This is a genomic window from Psychrobacter sp. T6-1 (assembly GCF_052258445.1).
Genome location: NZ_JBQQFC010000418.1, coordinates 1 through 1,637, shown reverse-complemented (window position 1 = coordinate 1,637; position 1,637 = coordinate 1). Strand labels below are relative to the sequence as shown.

Here is a 1,637-nt window from a genome sequence, read left to right as displayed (position 1 = left end):
GCAGTTGATGGCAGGTTGAACGATTTGCAAGGTCAGATAAATACTATTGAACTCACACCAGGTCCACAGGGTGAGCAGGGCATCCAAGGTGAACAAGGCATAGCGGGCACTGATGGTTTAAACGGTCAGGACGGAACTAACGGCATTGATGGTCAAGACGGTGCTCAAGGTCCACAAGGCGAACGAGGTCCAGCGGGTCAAAATGGAGTTGATGGTCAAGACGGCGCAATGGGTGCTCAGGGTATTCAGGGTGAACAAGGCATTCAAGGCGAAACTGGTGCTCAAGGCGAGCAAGGTTTGCAAGGCGTAGCAGGTCAAGACGGTGCTGATGGAACTGATGGCATTGATGGTCAAGACGGTGCGATGGGTGCCCAAGGTGTTAAGGGCGATAAGGGTGACAGAGGCGAATCAGGCATCAGTGAAGACGCTAGAGCTAAACTAGTGGAGCAAATCGAAGATAGTAAAGTTCAATTTGTAAGTATCAATAGCTCTGATGACGAAAACGAAGGCAACTCTAATGGTAATGGTGCGACAGCTGATGGTGCGATTGCTATTGGTGTTAATACCAAATCTGCAGGTACTAACAGTATCGCCGTAGGAACAGATAGCATAGTCACTGGCGATCAATCTACTAGCGTCGGCAAAGGCAACATTGTCTCAGGCGATCGCTCAGGTGCGTTTGGTGATCCTAACATCGTTGGCGGTAATGCCAACTATGCGGTGGGTAACGACAACGTCATAGGCGATACGACGAGCAACTCAGTAGTCTTAGGTAGCAACGCTACCGTCGGTGCTACAGGAGCAACAGCTAACAATAATGGCACCCCAACCTTTACTGATACAACGGACGCCTCAAACTCTGTTGCTATTGGTGAGTCGGTCAACGTGCAGGCAAATAATGCAGTGGCTATCGGCTCTAATAGTAGTGTGACTAATAGCAATTCGGTAGCACTTGGTGCTAACTCACAGACTAGTGCGGATAATACCGTCTCAGTAGGTAACGCAAATAACCAGCGCCGTATCACCAACGTTGCAGCAGGTATCAATCCGAACGATGCAGTTAACGTCTCTCAGCTCAATCAAAATCGTGCTGAAGCCTTTGGTTATACAGATAGAAGAATAGATGATCTCGAAGGAGAAACTCATTCAGCTGTTGCTGGTGCTCTCGCCTTTGGCGCTCTACGCTATCCTAATGTCCCAGGCAAAGTAAGTGTTGGTCTTGGTGGCGGCACATGGGAAGGAGAGTCTGGTTACGCAGTAGGTATAGGCTATACTACATCAGATGGACAGTTCTCCATTAGCAGCGCCTTTGGAGGCAGTGGCAGTCAAAATGGTGGTAATGTCGGCGTCAGTTATACCTTTGACTAAATAACCTTTAAGTTAATAAGCAGAATAAGCAAGCTTACCATCAGAAGATAGTAAGCTTGCATTAGCTTTTAATGGAGTAAAAAGTGATAAGGTAAAACATGAATATTAAATTCTTTTCACAAACCCCTTGACCCAACTTTAAACATGCGTATAATGCCACCCAGTCGAAAGGGAAGGCGGATTGAGAATGACTTATCATTCTAACCAACCAGCCAATAGCGAGAAGTTTCAACCTAACTACTTTAGTAATTAGAAATGAAATTTCAAAC

General features: G+C 46.5%; 1 protein-coding gene. It reads left to right on the top strand.

The annotated features are described in order from the left end of the window. Positions 1-1,368, top strand: a 1,368-nt coding sequence (locus ACTXGO_RS13400) for a YadA family autotransporter adhesin (protein ID WP_443574869.1), incomplete at its 5' end; no start/stop codon positions are given. Between the last annotated feature and the right edge of the window lie 269 nt (positions 1,369-1,637).